General features: G+C 70.1%; 16 protein-coding genes and 2 pseudogenes. 11 read left to right on the forward strand and 7 right to left on the reverse strand.

Features of this window, described 5'->3' with window-relative positions:
* Positions 1 to 208: 208 nt before the first annotated feature.
* A complete protein-coding gene (locus BJY18_RS24530; protein ID WP_312873944.1) occupies positions 209 to 2,134 on the forward strand; it encodes an FAD/NAD(P)-binding protein in 1,926 nt (641 codons plus the stop codon).
* On the opposite strand, the gene BJY18_RS24535 is transcribed toward BJY18_RS24530, so the two are convergent.
* From BJY18_RS24535 to BJY18_RS24545, 3 genes are all read right to left on the reverse strand, one after another.
* Positions 2,124 to 3,023 carry a glycoside hydrolase family 18 protein gene (locus BJY18_RS24535; RefSeq protein ID WP_184782253.1) on the reverse strand — a complete coding sequence of 300 codons (900 nt, stop codon included), beginning with the start codon at positions 3,021 to 3,023 and terminating at the stop codon, positions 2,124 to 2,126. The two genes, BJY18_RS24530 and BJY18_RS24535, sit on opposite strands and share 11 nt — an antisense overlap.
* 165 nt (positions 3,024 to 3,188) lie before the next feature.
* Positions 3,189 to 3,788, reverse strand: a complete 600-nt coding sequence (locus tag BJY18_RS24540; protein ID WP_246458964.1) for an HNH endonuclease family protein — start codon at positions 3,786 to 3,788, stop codon at positions 3,189 to 3,191.
* A 178-nt stretch (positions 3,789 to 3,966) separates the two neighbouring features.
* On the reverse strand, positions 3,967 to 4,635 hold the full coding sequence (locus BJY18_RS24545) for a hypothetical protein (protein WP_246458965.1): 669 nt from the start codon (positions 4,633 to 4,635) through the stop codon (positions 3,967 to 3,969).
* A gap of 76 nt (positions 4,636 to 4,711) precedes the next feature.
* Between BJY18_RS24545 and BJY18_RS24550 the strand changes: the two genes are divergently transcribed.
* Positions 4,712 to 5,998, forward strand: a complete 1,287-nt coding sequence (locus tag BJY18_RS24550) for an adenylosuccinate synthase (RefSeq protein ID WP_184782255.1) — start codon at positions 4,712 to 4,714, stop codon at positions 5,996 to 5,998.
* A 13-nt stretch (positions 5,999 to 6,011) separates the two neighbouring features.
* Here BJY18_RS24550 and BJY18_RS24555 read toward each other — a convergent pair whose 3' ends face one another.
* The 4 genes from BJY18_RS24555 to BJY18_RS24570 form a co-directional block, all read right to left on the reverse strand.
* Positions 6,012 to 6,509 (reverse strand): OsmC family protein, encoded by a 498-nt coding sequence (locus tag BJY18_RS24555; RefSeq protein ID WP_184782257.1) that lies wholly within the window; start codon positions 6,507 to 6,509, stop codon positions 6,012 to 6,014.
* Between the two features lie 101 nt (positions 6,510 to 6,610).
* The gene (locus BJY18_RS24560) at positions 6,611 to 8,248 is read right to left on the reverse strand and encodes a Na+/H+ antiporter (RefSeq protein WP_184782259.1); all 1,638 of its coding nucleotides are present in this window, start codon (positions 8,246 to 8,248) and stop codon (positions 6,611 to 6,613) included.
* 113 nt (positions 8,249 to 8,361) lie between these two features.
* Positions 8,362 to 9,906, reverse strand: coding sequence for an amino acid permease (locus BJY18_RS24565; RefSeq protein WP_184782261.1), 1,545 nt, complete (start codon positions 9,904 to 9,906; stop codon positions 8,362 to 8,364).
* A gap of 89 nt (positions 9,907 to 9,995) precedes the next feature.
* On the reverse strand, positions 9,996 to 11,132 hold the full coding sequence (locus BJY18_RS24570; protein ID WP_184782262.1) for a glycerophosphodiester phosphodiesterase: 1,137 nt from the start codon (positions 11,130 to 11,132) through the stop codon (positions 9,996 to 9,998).
* Positions 11,133 to 11,336: 204 nt separating this feature from the next.
* Between BJY18_RS24570 and purD the strand changes: the two genes are divergently transcribed.
* From purD to BJY18_RS24615, 9 genes and pseudogenes are all read left to right on the forward strand, one after another.
* Positions 11,337 to 12,596, forward strand: a complete 1,260-nt coding sequence (gene purD, locus BJY18_RS24575) for a phosphoribosylamine--glycine ligase (protein WP_184782264.1) — start codon at positions 11,337 to 11,339, stop codon at positions 12,594 to 12,596.
* A 96-nt stretch (positions 12,597 to 12,692) separates the two neighbouring features.
* Positions 12,693 to 13,082 (forward strand): PE domain-containing protein, encoded by a 390-nt coding sequence (locus BJY18_RS24580; RefSeq protein ID WP_184782266.1) that lies wholly within the window; start codon positions 12,693 to 12,695, stop codon positions 13,080 to 13,082.
* Positions 13,063 to 13,665 (forward strand): DUF3558 domain-containing protein, encoded by a 603-nt coding sequence (locus tag BJY18_RS24585; RefSeq protein WP_312873945.1) that lies wholly within the window; start codon positions 13,063 to 13,065, stop codon positions 13,663 to 13,665. The genes BJY18_RS24580 and BJY18_RS24585 overlap by 20 nt, the downstream gene beginning before the upstream one ends.
* A 9-nt stretch (positions 13,666 to 13,674) precedes the next feature.
* Positions 13,675 to 15,315 (forward strand): hypothetical protein, encoded by a 1,641-nt coding sequence (locus BJY18_RS24590; RefSeq protein WP_184782268.1) that lies wholly within the window; start codon positions 13,675 to 13,677, stop codon positions 15,313 to 15,315.
* A 2-nt stretch (positions 15,316 to 15,317) separates the two neighbouring features.
* Complete coding sequence (locus tag BJY18_RS24595; protein ID WP_184782270.1) at positions 15,318 to 16,076, forward strand: ESX secretion-associated protein EspG; 759 nt, start codon at positions 15,318 to 15,320, stop codon at positions 16,074 to 16,076.
* A gap of 187 nt (positions 16,077 to 16,263) precedes the next feature.
* A complete protein-coding gene (locus BJY18_RS24600; protein ID WP_184782272.1) occupies positions 16,264 to 16,575 on the forward strand; it encodes a hypothetical protein in 312 nt (103 codons plus the stop codon).
* Positions 16,576 to 16,677: 102 nt separating this feature from the next.
* Positions 16,678 to 16,920: pseudogene (locus BJY18_RS37025) on the forward strand (WXG100 family type VII secretion target); the annotation flags it as partial.
* Positions 16,921 to 18,516: 1,596 nt separating this feature from the next.
* Positions 18,517 to 18,732, forward strand: a pseudogene (locus BJY18_RS24610) (transglycosylase SLT domain-containing protein); the annotation flags it as partial.
* Between the two features lie 133 nt (positions 18,733 to 18,865).
* On the forward strand, positions 18,866 to 19,627 hold the full coding sequence (locus tag BJY18_RS24615; protein WP_184782274.1) for an NPP1 family protein: 762 nt from the start codon (positions 18,866 to 18,868) through the stop codon (positions 19,625 to 19,627).
* Positions 19,628 to 19,640 lie beyond the last annotated feature (13 nt).

The raw sequence follows: 19,640 nt of genomic DNA on the forward strand, positions 1-19,640 counted from the left end.
GTGTCTCGTGACTGTTGGTGATTCTCTAGGTTCTTTCGCCGGTATCCATCAGGTCACGGGCAGTTCGTCGCGTGTCCAGACGATAGCGCTCCGCACTCGACCCAGCTCGGCAACCGCCTTGGTGTGGCCTATGCCACACCCGGGTGGCCGGTCGTCCGCACTGTGGAACACCGCTCGCGGGGGACTCCACGCGCGTAGCTTCGGCCGCGTGACCGACCTCGCGACGTTCACGCTCGCCATAGTGGGCGCCGGACCTCGTGGGGTCGGCGTCCTGGAACGGCTGTCCGCCAGCGCCGCCGAACTGCTCGGCCGGGGCAGGCTGGCGGTGCACCTGATCGACCCGTTCCCGCCGGGCCCCGGCAGGGTCTGGCGGTACGAGCAGTCGCCGCTGCTGCGGATGAACTCGATGCCCGAGGACGTCACCGTGTTCACCGACGACACGGTACGGATCGACGGTCCGGTGCTGCCCGGCCCGTCGTTGATCGAATGGGCGCGTGGGGTCCGCGCGGGCGACCTGGAGCATCAGGTGCCCGATGATCTGCGCGACGAGCTGGAAACGCTGGCTGCCACGGACTTTCCGACCCGCCGGTTGCAGAGCCGGTACTTGGAGTGGTTCTACCGCAAGGTGGTCGCCGAACTTCCGCCCGGCATCGAGGTGGTGGAGCACCGGGCCACCGCGGTCGGCATCGACGACGGTGAGCGCGAGTCCGTCCGGCTCTCGGACGGGACGGTGGTGGCGGCGGACGCGGTGGTGCTGACCGTCGGGCATCTCGACGCACTGCCCGACCCGGACGAACGCGTGCTGGCGGAGTTCGCCGGGCGGCACGGCCTGGCGTACTACCCTGCCGGGTACACCGCCGACGTCGACTACGCGGACGTACCGGCCGGGGAACCGGTGCTGGTACGGGGTTTCGGGCTGGCTTTCGTGGACCTGATGCTGCTGCTGACCGAGGGGCGCGGCGGCCGGTTCTCCGAACGTTCGGGTGGCGGGCTGCGTTACCACCCGAGCGGCGCCGAGCCGGTGCTGCACGTCGGTTCCCGGCGCGGAGTGCCCTACCACGCGAAAACCGCCTACCGGCTGCGTGGGAAACCGTTGCAGCTGCCCAGGTTCTTCGACCAGTACGCGATCGCCGAGCTGGCCGGCCGGCCCGGCCCGCTGGACTTCCGCGCCGACGTGTGGCCGTTGATCGCCAAGGAACTCGCCTGGGCCTACTACACGGAGCTGTTCACCGGCCATCCGGACCGGGTGCGCATCGATTTCCCGGTGTTCGCCGACGCGTTCGCGGACCTGCGCTGGGGAACGTCCGAAATGGACGAACTGATCGCGGCCGCGGTCCCGGCCGAGGACGACCGGCTGGACCTGGAGAAGCTGGACCGTCCGTTGGACGGCCAGCGGTACCCGTGTGTGGAGGAATTCGGCAAAGCGTTGCGGGAGTACGTGGAAGCCGACCTCGCCCGGCGCGCCGACGGGTACTACAGCGCCGACCTCGGTGCGTTCATGGCGCTGTTGTCGGTGGTCGGCCAGCTGCCCGCGCTGCTGGCCACCGGACGGCTTTCCGCGGCCTCGCAGGTGAGCGGGATGGACGGCTGGTTCCGCGGCTTCTTCTCCTTCTACGCCAGCGGTCCGCCGCCGCGCCGGCTGGAGGAGCTGCTCGCGCTCGCCGACGCCGGCATCGTCTCGTTCCTCGGCGCCGACGTGCTGCTGACCGCCGACGAGGAGGCCGGGATGTTCGTCGCGTCCAGCGCGAGCCATCCGGACACGGTCACGGCGCGCACCCTGATCGAGGCGCGGCTGCCGGAGGCGAGCATTTCGCGTGTTTCCGACCCGCTGCTGCGCAGCCTGCGGGACGCGGGCACGCTGGTGGAGGAGGAAGTGCCGGACGCGAGCGGCGGGCCGCTGCCGTCCGGCCGCATCGCCACCACGGCCGGCGACTTCCGTGTGCACACCGCGGCCGGCACGCCTCACCCGCGGCGGTTCGCGGTCGGCCCGCACACCAGCGTCCGCTCCGCGGCGGCGTTCACCCGGCCTCGGACGAACGCCGCCTCGTTCCGGCAGAACGACGTGCTGGCACGGGAAATCCTGCGAATGGCTGCCGCGCCGGTGAGTCCTCTCCCGCCGGGCGTCAGCCCTTGACGGTGGGCGCGATCTGCTGCGCCCACTGCCACGGCGCGGCTTTGTCGCCGGGCAGCGAGTTGAAGTACTCCCAGCCGTCCACGCCGCCGAAGTCCGGGTACTTCTGCACCAGGCTGCCGACGGTCGACTGAAGGGTCGGCATGTCGACGTAACCGCTGCAGTTCGCCGGGTTGGTCACGGTCCCGGCGACGACCTTGCTCGCGGGCACGACGCCGTGGCTGATGATCCCGTCGTAACCCGAGGTGTCGGCGAGTGAGCCCCAGCCGCAGTAGAACTGCGTGTTGAACCAGGAGATCTGGTCGCCGCGGTCGCGGTAGAGCTGGTCGTAGTCCAGGCCGGACAGCCCGCCGCCGCCGGCGAGCTCGGGGGCGACCGGGGCGAGCGTGATCAGGAAGTCCGGGCCGAAGTCCGCCCGCAGCGCGTCGATCAGCTTGTTCAGCGCGCCGTTCGACATCTGCTCCTCGACGTCGAGGTCGATCCCGGACAGCGAGTGGTCCTTGATCAGCTGCCGCAGCAACGGATAGTAGGTGTCGAAGTCGTTCTCCAGCCGCTCGAAGCTGCCCTTGGCCGCACCGCCGACGAACGCCAGCGCGTGCACGCCCTGGCCCTGCATGGTGGCGAGGTCCTGCCACAGCCGGCGGTACCGGTCCGCGGACGGCGGATCGTCGTTCAACGTCACGGTGGCGCCGTCGTTGAGGTGCACAGCGCCGACGATCACATCGGTGACGCCGGTGTCGTTGTCGGTCAGACCCAGTGGGGAGATGTAGGAATCGCCGTCGTAGCCGGTCTGGTAGTAGACGACGACCCGGCGTCCGGTGGCGGCCGCGGCCGGCACCGTAGCGAACAGCACCATGAAGACGGCCAGCACGGCCGCCGCGAGCTTCTTCATGGTCGGACCATAGGAGACCGACAGTGCACGCGGTAGCACCGTCGGTAGGGGCTGCCCTCCGGGTATGCGGTGACTTCACCCGGAGGGCAACGCCCGGATCGGCCGTGCCCCGTTCGGCGGCATCCAGTTTCGGTGGTGCCCGGATCAGCAGCGCCCGAGCCCGGATCAGCAGCGGCCGAGCATGTCGGTCAGCGCCGACTTCTCCGCGGTGTTGATGGTGAGCTCGAACTTCTGCTTCACGGCCACCCACATCTTGGCGTAGGTGCACCAGTAGTCGGTGGACGGCGGCTTCCACTGGTCCGGCGACTTGTCGCCCTTCTCCTGGTTCACGTTGTCGGTGACCGCGATCAGCTGCGGGTCGCTCAGGTCGTTGGCGTAGGCCTCGCGCTGGTCCTGGGTCCAGGACGAGGCGCCGGTGCGCCACGCGTCGGCCAGCGGCACCACGTGGTCGATGTCCACATCGGACGGTGACGTCCAGCTTCCGCCGTCGTACGGCGATTCCCAGGTGCCCGAGGTCGGGTAGCAGTCCGAGCCGACCTGTACGTCGGTGCCGTCTCGTTTGAGCACCGCTTCGCGGGTGTTGCAGCTGTCGCCCTGGTCGATCCAGTGCGGGAACTTGTCGCGGCTGTAGCCGTCCTGCGAGCCGTCGGGCTGCACGGTCAGCGCGGCGAGGGCGCTCTGCGCGTCGGCCGTGGACGGGATACCCGGCGGCGTGGCCCCGGCGACGCCGACTGTGGTCGCGCCGAGCAGCGCCACGCCGGCCATAACGGTCAAGGAATTGCGAACAGTGCGTGTGGTCAGCATTTTGCTGCCTCCCAGTCAGGTGCGGGTACAAATAACCCTCAACCACGGAAGTGGCCGACGCAACACCTTGGGATGACATGTAACAGACCTTCTGTAAACAGAAAGTCACCAACGGAGTGCTCGGAAGCGAATTCCGCCCTCAGTCGTGCGCGAGCCGGAGGTCGGCGGTGTGCCGGTACCACGTCCGGCGGGTGATCTCCCGTCCGTCCGCCACCCCGTCGACGACCAGCGAAGACGTGGGTACGCAGCCGACCTGGAAGGCGCGGCCGCGGAAGGTCGCCGAACGCTTCAGAAGCCGTCCGCGGGTCACCCGGGCCGTCACGCCGACGTCGTCGGGGGCGACTTCCACGGCGGAGACTTCGCCGTCGAATGCCACCTGTTCGTCGCAATACGCCTGGCCCTTGACAGCACGCAGGCTCGCATACCCGAGCAGCACGCCTCCGCTGTCGTCGCGCACGAGCGGGACTGTGGCGTCGGCTCCCTCCCACGCGACCGCGAGCGCGTCGGCCGGATCAGCGGGCAGCGCCCAGCGCCCCGCAGCGCGCGAGGACTCGACCGGCAGGTAGCCCACCGACACGTCCGCCAGCCGTTCGCGGCGCATGATCCGCACCACGACGGCGGCCAGGTCGGCGTCCGTGCCCGCGACCACCAGCCGATCGTGTTCCCCCAGCAAGGGGTCGATTTCCGCCTTGCCGGGACGGTCCGGGACGCAGGCCACCGGCAGGCCGGACGCAGCCGTGGCCCGCTGTCCGGCCGTTCCACAGGCCACCACCGTTCCGCGCACCCGTGGGTCCTCCGTTACAGTCATGCACCGGCATTTACCAGCGCCACCCGTGTCCCCTGCCGGGACGCGTTTTCCTGTTGCCGAACACCTGGAGTGTCACATGCCGGCGATCGTGCTGATCGGTGCCCAGTGGGGCGACGAGGGCAAGGGCAAGGCGACCGACCTGCTCGGCGACCGCGTCCAGTGGGTCGTCCGTTACCAGGGCGGAAACAACGCGGGCCACACGGTCGTGCTGCCAGGCGGCGAGAACTTCGCACTGCACCTCATCCCGTCGGGCATCCTCACCCCTGGCGTGACCAACGTGATCGGCAACGGCGTGGTGGTCGATCCGGGGGTGCTGCTCGACGAGCTGGCCGGGCTGGAAGCCCGCGACGTGGACACCAGCGGCCTGCAGATCTCCGCCGACGCGCATTTGATCATGCCGTACCACGTGGAGATCGACAAAGTCACCGAGCGCTACCTTGGCAGCCGCAAGATCGGCACCACCGGCCGTGGGATCGGGCCGTGCTACCAGGACAAGATTGCCAGGGTCGGCGTGCGTGCACAGGACCTGCTGGACGAGAAGATCTTCCGGCAGAAGGTCGAGGCGGCGCTCGAGTTCAAGAACCAGGTGCTGGTCAAGGTCTACAACCGCAAGGCACTCGACGCCGACCAGGTGGCCGACGAGGTGCTGGCCGCGGGCGAGAAGTTCGCGCACCGCATCGCCGACACCCGGCTGCAGCTGAACCAGGCGCTCGAGCGCGGGGACACCGTGCTGCTGGAGGGTTCGCAGGGCACCCTGCTCGACGTGGACCACGGCACCTACCCGTTCGTGACCTCGTCCAACCCGACCTCCGGCGGCGCCAGTGCCGGATCGGGCATCGGCCCCGGCCGGATCACCACCGTGCTCGGCATCCTGAAGGCCTACACCACCCGCGTCGGCTCCGGCCCGTTCCCGTCCGAACTGGACGACGAGTCCGGCGAGTACCTGCGCAAACAGGGTGGCGAGTTCGGCGTGACCACCGGCCGTTCGCGGCGCACCGGCTGGTTCGACGCGGTGATCGCGCGCTACGCGGTCCGCGTCAACGGCATCACCGACTACTTCCTGACCAAGCTGGACGTGCTGTCCGGCCTGGAGAAGGTGCCGGTGTGCGTGGGCTACGAGGTGGACGGCTTCCGCACCTCGGACATGCCGATGACGCAGACCGACGTGCACCACGCGGTCCCGGTCTACGAGGAGCTGCCCGGCTGGTTCGAGGACATCTCGACCTGCCGCACCTACGACGAGCTGCCGGCCAACGCCCGCGCCTACGTCGAGCGCATCGAGGAGCTGGCCGGCGCCCGGGTCTCGGCCATCGGCGTGGGCCCCGGCCGCGACCAGACCATCGTGCGGCACGAGTTCGCCTGAGGCGGCGTCCCGGTCAGCCGATCTTCGTGCTGACCGGGGTTTCGTGGCGGAACAGGTCCAGTACCGGGCAGTGCTCGTCGACCGCGCGGCGCAGTTCCTCGTAGCGTTCGGCCGGGGCCGGGCCCTCGAGTTCGACCGAGACCCGGACGTCGCGGAAACCGGGGCGGGTGGCTTCGTCGAAGCCGAAGAAGCCGTGCAGGTCCAGGTCGCCGTCCACCTGCACGCGCACCGCGTCGAGCTGGATGCCCAGCCGGGCCGCCCAGAACTGGTACGTGATCACCTGGCAGGAGCCCAGCGACGCGAGCGCGTACTCCACCGGGTTGGCGGCGCTGTCGGTGCCGCCGAGCGCGGGCGGCTCGTCGACGGTCAGCTGGTGGTCGCGCACGCGCACGTCGACCACCGTCTTGGTGCCGGCGGCCAGTGCGTGCTGCACGCTGAACGACACCGCCGCGTTGCGCGGGTCGGCTTTCACGGCTTCGTGGGTGCCGTCGATGACGTCGGTCAGGGACATCGGTCCTCCTGGGGGTCGTCGGGGCCCCAGGGTGCGGGTCCCCGCGGACGTCGCGCATCGGCTCCCGCCTGCTGGGAGCCGGGCAGAACAATGTCCGCGCCTCAGGCCATCCGGTTGCGGATCGAGGTCGAGACCGCCATCTCCTCCAGGTCCAGTTCGCGCAGCACCCGCTGCAGGACGTCGTCGTCCAGCCGGCCGGCGCGGTTCTCCTCGATCATCGCCGCCCGCTGCGTGATGAGCAGCTCGCGCCGGGCCCGCGCGAACTGGGCTTGCGGGGTGGCCCGGCGTTCCTCGCCGGAGAGCGTGATCGAGGCCTGCGCGAACCGGTACCGCGCGTCCACCACGCGTTCCAGCCGCTCCTGCAGGCGCTGCAGCTTCTCCGGTTCGATGTCCATTTTGGACAGCTTGTCCCTGCTGAGTTCCCGCAGCCGCTCGTGCGCGGCCTTCTGCGCGACCTCGCGAGCGGCCAGTTCCTCGGCCTGGTCGCGCGCCTCCTCGTCCGGATCCTGCACCTTGAGCAGCCGGATCAGCGGCGGCAGGGTGAGCCCCTGGATCAGCACCGTGCCCACCGCGACGGTGAAGGCGAACAGCTGGATCTCGGCCCGGCCGGGGGTGTTCTCGGGTACGCCGGACGCGGCGGCGATGGTGACCACCCCGCGCATCCCGGTCCACGACACCACCGCGAGTGAGCGCCACGACGTCGGATCTCGTTTCGTCCGGCCGATCAGCTGCAGTGACTTGGGCAGGTAGGCGGACAGGAACACCGCCGGGATGCGGACGAACATGGTGACGCCGAGTACCACCGCGGCGACCGCGGCCAGCGTTCCGTTGTCCCGCGCGGCGTTTTGCGCTCCTTCGAGCACGAACGGCAGCTGCAGGCCCACCAGCGCGAACACCAGGGCCTCCAGCATCAGGTCGATCGACGACCACACCGAACGGTCCTGCATCCGCGTCGCCGGTGAGGCGCCGAGGGACCGGTAGCCGAGGAACAGTCCGGCGGAGACCACCGCCAGTACGCCCGAGCCGCTGAACTCGGGACCGAACGGGTGCAGATGTTCGGCCGTGACGTACGCGGCGAACGGGACCACGATGCCGAACGCCGACTCCATCATCGGATCGTCGAGCCGCGAGCGGAGGAAATCCACGACCAGCCCGAAGACCAGCCCGACCGCGATGCCGAGCACGGTCGCCACCGCGAACACGGCGAACCCGTGGCCCAGCGAACCGGCGGTCCCGGCGACCGCGGCGAGCGCGACTTTGTACAGGGTCAGCGCGGCCGCGTCGTTCACCAGGCTTTCGCCGGTCAGCACGGCCATGATCCCGCGCGGCAGACCGAGCCTCCGCCCGATCGCCACCGCGGTGACCGCGTCCGGCGGCGAGACCACCGCACCCAGCACGAGCGCCGAGGCCCACGGCAGGTCCGGCAGGATCAGATGCACCACGAACGCGATCACGAACGCGGTGACCACGACCAGCAGCACACCGAGCGAGACGATCGACCGCAGATTCGCCCGGAAGTGGGTCAGTGAGCTCTCCAGCGAGGTCGAGTAGAGCAGCGGCGGCAGCACCAGGGTGAGGATCAGCTCGGGTTCCAGCTCGATCCGCGGCACGCCGGGCAGCACCGCCACACCCAGCGCGACCACCACGATCACCAGCGGCGCGGACAGGTTGAACCGGCGGGCCAGCGCTGTCAGCCCGAGGGAACCGGCGAGCACGCCGACCAGTGTCAGGGTCTCCATACCCGGTATTTTCGCCCATCACGGGCGAGCTCCGCCGGTTCCGGTCACCGTGTCGGCGCACGAGTACCGGACCGGGCCGCCGGCGAGTCCACAGTGGACTATGGACGGTAGCCTCAGCCCAGGTCCTTCAGCTCCTGTTCCACCGCGGCCAGCTCCGCCGCGGAGCCCTGCACCTTCGGGCCGGTGAACCACTTCCGCGCGGACAGCACCCACCACAGTGCGGCGCCGCCCAGCACCACCAGGAAGGCGATGGGGGTGTAGTTGAAGGTGTCGACGGTGACCGGGGCGGTCTGCGGCAGCATGAACAACACGAAGATCACCGCCACCCACGCGGTCGCGACGATGCCGATCGGCTTGCCCCAGCGGCCCAGGTTCCACGGCCCCTTCTCGAAGGCCGCACCGCGCCGGACGCGCAGGAACACGGGGATCACGTACGCGACGTACAGGCCGACCGTGGCGATCGACGTGACCGCTGCGTACGCCGTCTCACTCCACAGGTACGGCAGCGCCAGCACCAGTGCGCCGCCGGCGGCCAGCCACACCGCGTTGGTCGGGGTCTGGGTGCGTTTGTTGATGCGGTGCCAGAACTTCGAGCCGGGGATCGCGCCGTCGCGGGCGAAGGCGTAGATCATCCGGGAGTTCGCGGTCACCGAGGCCATCCCGCAGAACAGCTGTGCGCCGATGCAGATCAGCAGCAGGAACTTCCCGGTGACGGCGCCGGTCGCGTCGATGAAGATCTGCGCGGGCGGGACCCCGGTGGCCGAGTTGACCGCGCCGTCGTAGTCCTGGATCGCGAAGGTCAGGCCGATCAGCAGGACCCAGCCTGCGGCCAGCGACACCAGGATCGACGTGATGATCCCGCGTGGTCCGGCCTTGGCGGCGTTCCTCGTCTCCTCGGTCATGTGCGCCGACGCGTCGTACCCGGTGAGGGTGTACTGCGACAGCAGCAACCCGAGTGCGAACACGTACGGCGCCGATCCCCAGCCCGTCTGGTTGACGAAGCTGCCGAACACGAACGACGCGTCCTGGTGCTTGGCGGGCACGAACACGAGCACGCCCACGATCACCAGCACCCCGAGCAGGTGCCACCACACGCTGACGCTGTTCAGCAGCGCGACCACCCGCACGCCGAAGGTGTTCAGCGCACCGTGCACGACGAGGATGATCGCCAGCAGCAGGATCGTGTGCCCCGGCGTGGCGCTGAACCCCCACTGCAGGTCCAGGAACGCGTTGAGGAACAACGCCGCCCCGAAGTCGATGCCCGCGGTGACCGCGATCTGCCCGATCAGGTTGAACCAGCCGGTGAACCACGACCACGCCGGCCCGTTGCGGGCGGCGAGCTTCGCCGCCCAGTAGTACAGCCCGCCCGCGGTCGGGTAGCTCGAGCACACCTCCGCCATGCCGAGCCCGACGAGCACCACGAACAATCCGACCAGCGGCCAGCCCCAGATCATCGCCGCGGGCCCACCGGTGGTCATGCCGAAGCCGTAGAGGGTCAGGCAGCCGGACAGGATCGAGATGATCGTGAACGAGACGGCGAAGTTCGAGAACGCCGACATGGTCCGCTTGAGTTCCTGGGCGTACCCCAGCGCGTGCAGGCGTGCGCTGTCGTCGTCCGGATGGTCGGGTTCGGCGGTCTGCTGGTCGGAGACATCCATCGGGCACCCACCTGAAAGGTATGCGGACAGACCAATGAGTCCGCAGAAGCTAGCCCGACCCGTTTGCGGGTGTCAAGGCAGCGACCTGCTCAGCGGCCGAGGAAGTCGTGCAGTGACTCCAGCGCGGTGTCCGGCTGGTCGGCGAAGAACCCGTCCACGCCGGCCTTCAGGAACGCGGCCTCCTCGGCGAAGACGTTCCCGTACGCGGTCGGGCTCTCCGACGAACGCAGATTCGCGGGCAGAAACGGGTTTTCGTTGCGGAACGTGTACGGCGCCACCTTCAGCCCCGCCCGGTGCGCGTCGGCGACCAGCGAAGTGGGGCTGCCCGGGTTTTCGTCGGCGTCCAGCGGGATGACCTGCGACTTGTCCGGCCCGAGGTAGGTCGCGTACTTCGCGATCTCACGCAGCCCGGCCGGCGAGACGAGGTCGGCGTACGTGCGCTTGTCGCCCTTGGCCACGAGGTCGGCCGGTGCCCCGCTCGCCTCGGTCAGCTGCAGCAGCGGCACCCGCACCTGGCGGTGCAGCGCCTGCAGGTTCGACACCTCGAACGACTGGATGGCCACCGGCGCGCCCGGCCGGTTCAGTCCGTTGCGGTTCAGCAGCGCCACCAGCTTCGGCTCGATGGGGTTGTCGATCGAGGTGAAGTAGGTGGAGTGCTTGACCTCCGGGTAGGTGCCGAGCGTGCGGTGCAGCTCCCGGCCCAGCCGGCGCGAGAGGTCCAGCACCTCCTGGTAGGTGGCGATCGGGAACCGCCCGTCGTAGAGCTGGTTGTTCGGCCGGTTCTCCGGGATCCGTTCCTTCGCGCGCAGCGTCTTCAGCTCGGCGAGGGTGAAGTCCTCGGTGAACCACCCGGTCAGCTTCGTTCCGTCGATGACCTTGCTGGTCCTGCGCGCGGCGAACTCCGGATGGTCGGCGACGTCGGTGGTGCCGCCGATCTCGGGTTCGTGCCGGGCCACCAGCTGACCGTCCTTGGTCGGCACGAGGTCGACGTCGACGAAGTCCACGCCCATCCGCCAGGCCAGCTCGTAGGAGGCGAGCGTGTGCTCCGGGCGGTAGCCGGAGGCGCCGCGGTGGCCGACGATCACCGGGTCATCGTGCCCGTGGCCGGTCGCCACCGCATCCGGGGCGGGCTGCTCACCGGCCGCGGCGGGACCGACCGCGAGGCCGGCGGCCGTCGCGAGGACCAGGCCGGACAGGACGAGCACGCCGACGCGCTTGCGTTTCATGGAGGACCTCTTTCTCCCAGGCACCCGATGGTGCGACCGGGGTCACGACTACCGCGCCACTCTCGTCGCCGCAAGCGTCCGGCGGGGCGACCCACCCGGACCGGGGGCTGACAACCGGGTGAACGGCGGGTGGGTCCCGCTCGCCGACGCGGATGGCGGACGGCGATCTGCCCGGCCGGCGCACGCACCGTTACGCTGTCCGGCGTGCGCGTACTGGTAATCGGGTCCGGCGCCCGTGAGCATGCACTCGTCCTCGCGGTGTCTGGTGACCCAGGCGTCACGGCGCTCGCCTGCGCGCCGGGTAACGCCGGCACCGCCGCGGTCGCCGAGCAGCTCGGAGTCGAGCCCGCCGAGCCGGCCGCGGTCGCCGCGCTGGCCAAGGAGTGGCGGGCCGACCTCGTCGTGATCGGTCCCGAGGTGCCGCTCGTCGCGGGCGTCGCAGACGCTGTGCGAGACGCGGGCATCGCCTGCTTCGGGCCCACTGCCGCCGCCGCGCGGATCGAGGGCTCCAAGGCGTTCGCGAAGGACGTCATGTCCGCCGCGGGTGTCCCGACCGCGCGCAGTGAGGTCGTGGACACGCCTGCGCGTCTCGACGCCGCGCTGCAGCGCTTCGGTCCCACGTGGGTGGTGAAGGACGACGGGCTCGCCGCCGGCAAGGGCGTGGTGGTGACCCAGGACGTCGAGGTGGCCCGCAAGCACGCGTTGATGCTTCTCGACGGCGGACACCCGGTGCTGCTGGAGTCCTTTTTGGACGGGCCGGAGGCCTCGCTGTTCTGCTTCGTGGACGGGCGCACCGTGGTGCCGCTGCTGCCCGCGCAGGACTTCAAGCGCGTCGGCGACGGTGGTACCGGGCCGAACACCGGCGGGATGGGTGCGTACGCGCCACTGCCGTGGACCGGCGACGATCTGGTCGAGGACGTCGTCGCCCGGATCGTGCAGCCGGTGGTGGACGAACTCGACGAGCGGGGCTCCTCGTTCTCCGGACTGCTCTACGCGGGCCTCGCGCTGACCTCGGACGGCCCGCAGGTGATCGAGTTCAACTGCCGGTTCGGGGATCCGGAAACCCAGGTCGTGCTGGCGCTGCTGCGGACGTCGCTGGCCGAGGTGCTGCACGCGACCGCCACCGGACGGCTGGCCGAGCTGCCGCCACTGGAGTGGTCCGGCGGCGCCGCGGTCACCGTGGTGATCGCGGCCGACGGCTACCCCGGCAAACCGCGCACCGGCGACGTGATCACCGGCGGCGAGACCGAAGGCGTCCTGCACGCCGGCACGCGGCGGCGCGAGGACGGCGCGGTCGTGTCCGCCGGCGGACGGGTGCTGTCGGTGGTCGGCACCGGCAAGACGCTCAAATCGGCGCGCAAGCACGCGTACGAGATCGTCGAGCGCGTGCACCTCGCCGGCTCGCACCACCGCACCGACATCGCGCTGCGTGCCGCCAACGGTGAGGTCACCGCCCCCGCCTGAGCGGTCTTGGTGAAACTCGCCTCGGCCACACGCGTCCGTTGGTAGCCTCGAAACGGGTTTGCACGGTCACTGTCCGTATCACGTGAGGGGTAGCGCATGCCAGCAAGCACTCCGCTGAGCGGCCTGGCGTCCTCGGTCCCTGCCGTGCCGGGGGTCGCGGACCTGGTCGTGGAGCCGGGAAAGCTGCTCGAGGTGGCCAGGGTCGTGGAGGATCAGGTCAACGCGCTCGAGGACAAGCTGCTCACGCGGCTGGGCGAGCTGCGCGTCGACACGCCCTCGGCGGACACGGTGAGCGTGAACGCGATCGGTGCGTGGAATCTGCTCGTGGCCGACGGTGACCGGTCCTACGTCGCGCAAGTGCGCGAGTACGTCGCGAACCTGCACCGGCTCGTCGCGCAGCTGCGCGAGGCGGCGAAGACCTACGAGGCCAGTGAAGCGGACAAGGCCGCGGCGTTCGGGGACCGCGGTGCGCACGGCGTCCACTAAGCCGGTACTCGCCGTGGTCGCGGTGCTCGGCGTCGCCGGGTGCTCGTCCGGAGATCCGGGCACGGCGTATCCGGTGCAGACCGCGGCGAGTTCGGCTTCGCAGCAGGCGAAGGCGGCCGATCTGCCGCCCCGTCCGGCCGATCTGCCGATCGCCGGCACGGATCCGTGCACGCTGATCGGGCAGGCCCAGCTCGATGCGCTGAGCGTCAGCAGCGTGCCGCGCGAGGCGGCGGATCCGGCCGACGGGCCCACCTGCGTGCTCGACGCCACCAAGACCGAGCCGTTCCGCTCGTTCCATCTGCGTGTCGTCGGCGCCGACCTGCAGGAGTGGCTCACCGGCGCACGGCGGAAGAACAGCATGACCACCGAGCCCACCAGCGTCGAGGAGTATCCGGCGCTGAAGCATTACCGCGCGTCCGGCACCCCGTCGGACTGCGAGGTGCTGGTCGGGGTCGCGAACGGCCGGACGCTGGCCGCGCAGGCGTTCGCGGTCACTTCCGGCGCGTTCAGCAGGCCGCAGTTGTGCGACCTCGCCATTCAGGCCGCCGGGCTGGCGGTCCAGGGCCTCAAGGCACGGAGTTAGGGAGGGCGCGTGGAGATCTCGGACCTCGCGGGAAGGATCCGCGACCACCGCTTCGACGGCTGGACCGACACTGCCATCTCCGAGGAGATCGAGAAGTTCGGCGACGGCGACGGAATCGACAGCATCGGCACGGCCGTCGAGGCACTGCGGGCGGTCTCGACCGCCCTCGGCGAAACCGACAGCACGTTGCGCACGCAGCTGGCGAAGCTCGGCGTCGAATGGCAGAGCGAGGCGGGCGGGCAGGCCGGGCAGGTGCTGACCGAACAGGCCGGCTTCTCCCAGGACGCCATGCGCAAGGTCGCGCACACCGCGCAAATGCTGTTCGCGCAAGGAGAATTGTTCAGTCACACCAAGTACAAGCTGCCGGACGCGGCCACCGTCCGCAAAGGTGCGGGCGGCTTCACCTTCGGCGATTCGGTGCTGAGCCTCATCGGGTTCGAGACCGATCACGCGACCGAGGTCCAAGCCGCGCAGAACGCGCGTGCCCAGGCGCTGGAGGCGTTGAACGCCTACGCCCTGCAAAGCGGCGAGATCCTGTTGTCCAGCGAGGAACTGAACGCACCGCAGGCTTTGACGACAAGCGAGCCGGACGGGCGGCCCGGCGTCGTGGACCGCGCGGGCTCGGCAGTCGACGTGACGCCCGACGGCGAGGTCCGGCCGTCGTCGACCTCGATGCGTTCGCAGTATGTCGAACCGCCTTCGCCTGCGCCGCAGCCGGTCAGCCGTCCCGTGGTGGACCCGCCGACGCCCGCTCACGGCGTTCCGGCGCAGGCTGCGCAGGCCGGCCGCGTCGAGCCGGCCGCGAACGTCGTCGCCACACCGCCTGTGGCGCGGGAAGTCCCGCCCGGGCAGGGCGGCGTGAGCCGGCCGGGTGGGCACACGATCGGGAACGTGCCTGGGCAGCCCGGGTTCTCCGGCGTATCGGGGCATTCCGGCGGTGCCGCGGGTGCCCGCGTACCCAGTGGCCCGGCAGCGCCCGGTGGCCCTGGAGCGCCCGGTGGTCCGGGTGCATCCGGAGGTGCGGCAGCGCCGGACGGTTCGCCGTCGCAGCGCGGGACCGGTGCACCTGAGGCAGGCAAGTCCGGCAGCTTGCTCCCGGACGGTCCCCGCGGCACCACCGGGACGGACGGGGTGCTCGGCCGTGGCGGCGGTGGTGGCGGTGGTGCGTCGTTTCCCGGTGGCGGGCACGACCAGGCGCTGAACCGCGGTCGTCTGGTCGGCAGCGATCCGCAGCCGCCGAGCCCGGCCGGGACAGCGAACCCCGCGCCGGCTCCGCCGCGGGGTGGCGCGTCCGCCGGGGACGTCGGGGCGGGTGCCGCGGCGATCGGTGCCGGTGTCGCGGGTGGCGCGCTGGCCGGTGACCGCGAACGGCAGGGCCGCGGCTTCGGCGGTCCGCCGTCGAACGGCCCGGCGCGTCCGCTGCCGGTGGACGAACTGCCCGAGGAAGAGGCGGTCGCGCTGCGCAAGGCCGAGCAGCTCACGCCCGAGCCCGACGGTGGCGACGCGAAGTTCCTCTCCCCGGCCGCGACCCAGGACGAGCAGGACGGCGAGCACGTACGCCGGTTCGGGGTCGACGACAAGGACCTGTTCACCGACGGGCGCATGGTCACCCGCGACGTGCTCGGCGACGGCACGGGGGAAGTGCGCTGACCGTGAGCCAGGTGCTGTCGGCACTCGAATTCGACGTGCTCTGGGAATCGCTGGAGCTGGGCAGGCGCCCGTCGGCGCTGGCCGTGCCCTCGCCCGGGGCCACGCACACCGAGCGCACCGCGCTGGTGGCCTCGGCGTGGGAGTCGTTGAGCCGGCGACGGCTCGCGCGCGGCGGCCGCCCGGCCGGTGCCCTGCTCGACCAGTTGCACCTGCTGGCCCGGCCGCAGTACGCGGTCGACGTGTGGGTGTGGGCCGAGCGAGAGATCCGCGGCCGCGCGGTGAGCCGCGGAAGTCAGGCCGTGCTCGGCGTGATCGACCGCGACGAGGTGTGGCTGATCCCCGCGGACGACGGCGCGCTGGCCGAGGCCGCGGTGCCGGTCGCGGGCGACCTCGGCCCGGGCGTCGGCCAGTCGATCTCGGTGCCGCACGACACCCTGGTCGCCGCCGACGCGGTCGCCCGAGGCGAGCCGCGAGCGCTGGTCACCGCGCTCGAGGACCGGGGCCTGGACCTGTGGCAGGCCCAGGAGCTGGCCGGAATGCTGGTCGGCCAGGAGGCCCGCGGCCAGTTCTGCGCCGAACGGGTCCTGCGCGACGGCACCGTCCGCCGTTCGCCGCAGGTGGCGGCCTTCTACGACACGGATTCCGGCCGGTACCTCTTCCAGCTCACCGAGGACCCCGGCGGTCGTGGCTGGGCGACGGTCAGTCCGGCCGACAACGCCGTGCTCGTCGAGCGGGTCCACGAACTGCAGTCGGCGCTGTGAGCCGGAGTTGACCAGGGAAACGGACTTCTCGGACTTTCCGTGAATCCGGTGGGCACGCCGGGTGGAACTTGGCCGAGTTCGCCACCGTCACCGGAATCCAGGTCTTACAGTTGACGCGGAACCGGCCTGGTCAGACGTGCGTCAGACTGGCCGGGCAAGAACGTTTCCTGAAGGGGTGAGGCGAGCAGTGCCTGTCTACGACGCTGATTCGATGGCCAGCGCGGCGCGCCAGGTGGAGAAGCTCAAGGAAGAGTTCCGCAAGTCCAAGGACAAGGTCACCGGAATGGACGACGAACGGGAGAGCCCGTTCGGCGGAATGGACGACGCGCAGGACGCACACGGTGCGGTCGGCCATCTGAAGGACGGTGTGCACAGCCAGTTCGACGCCGCCGGGCAGCACATGGACGCGCTCGCCCTCGCGATGCGCCGGGCGGCAGGGCTGATGACCGAAATGGACGAGGTCGCCAAGAGCGACCTCACCGTGCACGAGGACAAGTGACGACCTGATCCGCTCGACCGGGGAAAGAGGGGGAGTACACCCGTGGCTTTGACTGCGACCGGGGCCGGTACGCCGGACAACTGGGGCGCGTTCACCGGCAAGGTGGACAAGGTCGCCAAGCTGAACGTCGACGCCATCACCAAGGCCGCCGACCAGTTCCGCGGCGCCGCCACCGACGCGGCCGACCACTCGACCGCGCTGGACAACACCACCAAGGCACTCGACAGCAGTGTCTGGTCGGGCCAGGCGGCCGACTCCTTCTTCGACTACGTGCGTTCGGTGCGCAGCGCCGGCGCGAAGGTCGAGGCACACCTCGGCGACGTCGCGAACGACCTGTCCACGCTGGCGAAGAACCTCGGCGACATCAAGTCGAAGGTCACCAACGACAAGCTGCACGGCGCGGAGGGCGCGGTCAACGCGCGCAACCAGAAGGCGCAGACCGACATGGACGCGGCCACCGCGGCCGCGAAAACCGCTCTCGCGCAGAACAAGCCGGGCCCGGCGAAGACCGCCGACCAGATCAAGGCCGAGGCGAAGACCGACATCAACCGGATCACCACCGAATGGGACGGCCAGGTCCAGGACCTGCTCGACCAGGCCAACGGGATGATCGGCCAGTCGCAGACGTTGATGAAGAAGCAGATCGACGGCGGCTACGACAAGGTCCAGCCCCCCGGTTCGGGTGGCACCACCCCGCAGAGCACCGGCGGCATCCACACCGGCCACGACGGCGGCGGTTCGGGTGGAGGCGGCGGCGGTGGCGGAGGTGGCGGCGGCCTCGGTCCGAGTGGTGGCCCGCCCTCGTCCCCGCCACCGGGCAACGTGCAGCAGTGGATCCAGGAAGCGATCAAGGAGCTGCAGGCCGCGGGCGTGAACGTGACCGACGCCGACATCAAGAACATCTGGGCGATCATCCAGCACGAGTCCGGCGGCGACCCCAACGCGATCAACAACTGGGACTGCGTGCCGCTCGACACCGCGATCCTCACCCGGCGAGGACTGCTCAAACACGGCGACGTCGAGGTGGGCGACGAGACGATCGGCTACAACCCGGCGACCGGCCGTGGTGAGTGGACCCGGATCACCCGGATCGTGCACCACGAGAACGCGCGCCTCGTCCGGATCGGCAACAGCCGGTGGCAGGCGACGACGACGCCGAACCACCGTTGGCTCACGGTCCACGGGAAACGCGGCGTACCGACGCGATCCCAGCACGCTGTGGAGGGGCGGTTCGTCACGACCGAGCAGGTGGGCAGCCGTGATCGGCTCCTGCTTGCGGCGCCCGCGGACACCGGCGCCGGGCTGGAGGTGAGCGTGCCGGAGGCGGCCATCCTCGGCTGGATCGCCGGCGACGGGCAGGTCGAGAACCGGAAACACCGACCGACCATGTCGATCGCGCAGTCGAAGCCGGCCATGGTCGAGAAAATCCGGGAGTTGCTGGCCGACGTTCCGCATGCCGAATACGTCGATGACCGGGGCGGCTGCGGCCCACGGCACCAGTTCCGGCTTGACCACGACTACGCCCACGATCTGCTGCGGCGTGCGGGCAATCCGAAGTCCGAGGCGTTCGCTCAGGTGCTCGCGATGTCGTCGGCGCAGCGCACCGCCTGGCTCAGGGCCGTCATCGACGCGGAAGGAACCTGGCACGACCAACCGGGGTATGCGAAGCCCAAGGTGACGGTCTACCAGGCTCCTGGGGAAGTGCTCGAAGCCATCGTGCTGGCGGTCTACCTGTCGGGTGCGCGGCCGCGCGTGTCGTATGTGGACCGGACGAGTGCGCATGAAACCTGGCAGGTGGAAGCCTCGGTGCGGGCGAACAACCCGGTCGTCACCGGTGCGTTCCTGGATGCCGAAGAGGCAGCTCGTGGCGACGTCTGGTGTGTCACCACCGAGCTCGGCACCTGGACGGCGCGGGAAGGGGACCACCTCTTCCTCACCGGCAACTCGAACGCCGCCGCCGGGCACCCGTCCAAGGGCCTGATGCAGTGCATCGACTCGACCTTCAACGCGCACAAGCTGCCCGGGCACGACAACATCTACAACCCGGTGGACAACATCATCGCCGGGGTCCAGTACTCGATCGACCGGTACGGCTCGCTCGGCAACGTGCCCGGGATCCAGGCGATGTCCCACGGTGGCGCGTACCGGGGTTACTGACCCGGCAGTCGTCGAACGCCGCGCCGTGCCCGTACGGTGCGGCGTTCGTGCCTTTTCGTGCCTTGTTCCGCCTTCGGTGCGCGGTGGAAAATTTCTGCCGGAATCCATACCCGGTAGGTCGGCGGAGGGCCCGATGAAGACGCGTGTGCGCAGGCTGGCAATGGTGGCGGGTGCGACGCTCGCGCTCTCCGTGGGATTTCCGGCCGCCGCGCTGGCGGATCCACCCGGTGCGCTGCCCGGCAACGCGAGCGATCTGGAGAAGAAGTTCCAGCCCGCGTTCGACTACGACAAGGACGGCTGCTACCCGACCCCGGGGATCGGGGCGGACGGGACGATCGCGCCCGGACTGGCGCTCGGCGGGGACGTGAACGGCAGCTGCCGGGACGAATCCGACCTCGACAACACCAATTCCTACTCCCGCACCAAATGCAACAACGGCTGGTGCGCCGAGATGTACACGCTCTACTTCGAGAAGGACCAGGCCGCGCTCGGCCCCGGCAGCGCCGGGCACCGGCACGACTGGGAGCACGTCGTGGTGTGGACCGAGGGTGACGACGTCCGCTACGTCTCGACCTCGCAGCACGGCGGGTTCGCCGTACACGCCGCCGAGGACCTGCACTTCGACGGCACGCACGCGAAAGTCGTGTACCACAAGGACGGCGTGTCCACGCACTGCTTCCGCGCCGCCAACGACAACGACGAGCCGCCGGAGAACCACAAGGGCAGCTGGCAGTATCCGACCCTGGTCGGCTGGGACGGCTACCCCGAGGGCATCCGCGACAAGCTCACCTCCGCCGACTTCGGCTCCGCGACGATGGGCATCAAGGACGACCAGTTCAACGGCAACCTCGGCAAGGCGAAGCCGGAGGGGATTCCGTTCGACGAGAACGCGTGACCGCGGCCTGCCG

It is taken from the genome of Amycolatopsis jiangsuensis (assembly GCF_014204865.1).
GTDB lineage: Bacteria > Actinomycetota > Actinomycetes > Mycobacteriales > Pseudonocardiaceae > Amycolatopsis > Amycolatopsis jiangsuensis.

What these genes read in the sequence shown, in the direction of transcription:
- BJY18_RS24580 (WP_184782266.1), top strand. Translation starts at nt 12,693, where the DNA reads ATGCCAGCAAGCACTCCGCTGAGCGGCCTGGCGTCCTCGGTCCCTGCC.
- BJY18_RS24550 (WP_184782255.1), top strand. Translation starts at nt 4,712, where the DNA reads ATGCCGGCGATCGTGCTGATCGGTGCCCAGTGGGGCGACGAGGGCAAG.
- BJY18_RS24535 (WP_184782253.1), bottom strand. Translation starts at nt 3,023, where the DNA reads ATGAAGAAGCTCGCGGCGGCCGTGCTGGCCGTCTTCATGGTGCTGTTC.
- BJY18_RS24555 (WP_184782257.1), bottom strand. Translation starts at nt 6,509, where the DNA reads ATGTCCCTGACCGACGTCATCGACGGCACCCACGAAGCCGTGAAAGCC.
- BJY18_RS24570 (WP_184782262.1), bottom strand. Translation starts at nt 11,132, where the DNA reads ATGAAACGCAAGCGCGTCGGCGTGCTCGTCCTGTCCGGCCTGGTCCTC.
- BJY18_RS24545 (WP_246458965.1), bottom strand. Translation starts at nt 4,635, where the DNA reads ATGACTGTAACGGAGGACCCACGGGTGCGCGGAACGGTGGTGGCCTGT.
- BJY18_RS24560 (WP_184782259.1), bottom strand. Translation starts at nt 8,248, where the DNA reads ATGGAGACCCTGACACTGGTCGGCGTGCTCGCCGGTTCCCTCGGGCTG.
- BJY18_RS24565 (WP_184782261.1), bottom strand. Translation starts at nt 9,906, where the DNA reads ATGGATGTCTCCGACCAGCAGACCGCCGAACCCGACCATCCGGACGAC.
- BJY18_RS24615 (WP_184782274.1), top strand. Translation starts at nt 18,866, where the DNA reads ATGAAGACGCGTGTGCGCAGGCTGGCAATGGTGGCGGGTGCGACGCTC.
- BJY18_RS24540 (WP_246458964.1), bottom strand. Translation starts at nt 3,788, where the DNA reads ATGGCCGGCGTGGCGCTGCTCGGCGCGACCACAGTCGGCGTCGCCGGG.